The organism is Mycobacterium helveticum, assembly GCF_007714205.1.
GTDB classification, from domain to species: domain Bacteria; phylum Actinomycetota; class Actinomycetes; order Mycobacteriales; family Mycobacteriaceae; genus Mycobacterium; species Mycobacterium helveticum.
On the sequence record NZ_VMQU01000262.1, the window covers coordinates 1 to 1902 of the forward strand.

Here is a 1902-nt window from a genome sequence, read left to right on the forward strand (position 1 = left end):
CCTCAAATAAGCGTGTCGGCGCTGGGTGGGTCCCAGGATTGGCTCGGGAGTCGGATGAGCGCGGCGGCGGGACCAGTTTTTGGCTTCGGAGTTGTCTCAGGAGTTGGTGAGTGGCGGTAGATCAGCTGAATTGCCTTTTTTGCGTCGGTAATTCGGGTGTAGTGGCATGCGGGAATGGCGCGAGTATGCGGGTTGGGCACGGAAGGGCGCCAAAACCCGGGTGGGCGCTGGTGTTGGCGTGTAACAGGGGTCGGGAGGCCAGTGGGGCCAGGCGCGGTGTCAGCCGAATCGGGTGCGTTCGATGGTGTTGTAGGCGCTGAGGAATCGGGCCAGGGCCCGGTGGTAGCCGATGATCCGGACGGTGATGGTGCGGGCGCGGCGGATGATCATGGCGGGGATGAGGATCGCCTGGGTGGTGAAGCGGCGGAACTCCATGTTGATCCAGTCGCGGCGGTCTTGCTTGCGGTGCAGCATCATCGCGAACCAGGACTTGATGTTCCAGGCCAGGGCGGCGATGACCATGTAGGCCCAGTTGGAGACCAGGTCATAGAGCGGCACTCGCAGCGCGTTGACCCCGTTTTTCAGCTGCTCGATGACGTTTTCCTGGTCGCAGCGGTCGTTGGCGCAGGCCACGACCTGCGCGGCGGTCAGATCGGTGCGGGTGGTGATGTAGAAGAAGTACCGGATCTCGTCAATGAGGACCTGCTCGCCGCGGGTCTTGCTGATGTTTTTGCGCAGCGCGATGACCCGGTAGGGGCGGGCGCATTTGCCGGGCTGGTAGCTGAACTCGGCGACATCCTCGCCGTTGAGTTGCAGGTTGACGTACTCGCGTTCGGTGACGATGCGCCGCTTGTGGTTCGGCTCGCGGCGGCGCCGTTTGCCGCTGCGCGGCGCGACGGGTGCGGGCCGCTGCAAGGGGGTCCAGTCAGTCTCGTCCAGCGCTTCGGCGCGGGAGCGCAGCGCGGTATTGCAGTCCATGCCGAACACGAAATCGACTCGCTCGGCCCACCGGTCGAAATTCGCGGTCAACGAGAAGTCGGTGTCACCGCGCAGGCATACCCGCTCGGCGTGTGGGGCGACCAGCTCGATCGCCTTGTCGATCCACTGCGCCGCACCAGCGTGGCTGGGCACGTTGCCCGACCGGTTGACCAAGTACAGCACCTCCTTGGTGTTGGCCAGCGACACGATCAGCGGCGCATACCCCCAGATGCCCTTGTAAGACATGTCCATCCCGGCCTTGTGCTGCCCGCAGGTGGGTGCAATGGTGCCGTCCACATCGAGGTAGGCGATGGGGCCGAGCAACTCACGGCCCCGGTGCGCCCACAGCTGCGGGCGCACCGCGTTGATCGCCTCCATCAACGTCGACACATCGGCCTCGCTAAACCGGCGACAGAAATCACCGGCCGTGGTCGGGTCGGGGATCAGCTGCGCCCCGAGAGCGTTCATGTAGGCGGTGTCATGACGCAACCGCTCGATGTCTTCGAGCCGGGTGCCCCCACAAGCCACGTTGTAGGCCAGGTTCAACACGTGGTCGGATTCGTGGTAGGGCAGATGCACCTTGAGCAACTGAAGGTCCTCGTCGATCCGCTCGGCCAGCCCCAGCCGGGTGACCAGCCGATGCACCGCGGCGATGCCACCAAATGCGGTGGCATCGATGTTCGCGCCGACCTCATAGCGCACCGGGCCGGAGTTCAGCATCGGCGCGGGCTGCGCGTCCCAGCGTCCAGCCCGCGCATGCCGCGCCGCCACCCTGGCCCGCCGCGCGCCGATGTTCCGCCGACTCTGCTTATGGGTTATCCTCTTCACCACAAAGGCCTTTCCTGCTGGGCTGCGTTGAGACCGCAAACCCAACCAGGATAAGGCCTTTGCCTAATTCTCACCCGCCGACACGCTTACTGAAGG

Annotated in this window: 1 protein-coding gene; it reads right to left on the reverse strand. The window is 64.8% G+C overall.

The features are described 5' to 3' along the window. Positions 1 to 279: 279 nt before the first annotated feature. On the reverse strand, positions 280 to 1806 hold the full coding sequence (locus FPZ47_RS27305; RefSeq protein ID WP_145039772.1) for an IS1380 family transposase: 1527 nt from the start codon (positions 1804 to 1806) through the stop codon (positions 280 to 282). Between the last annotated feature and the right edge of the window lie 96 nt (positions 1807 to 1902).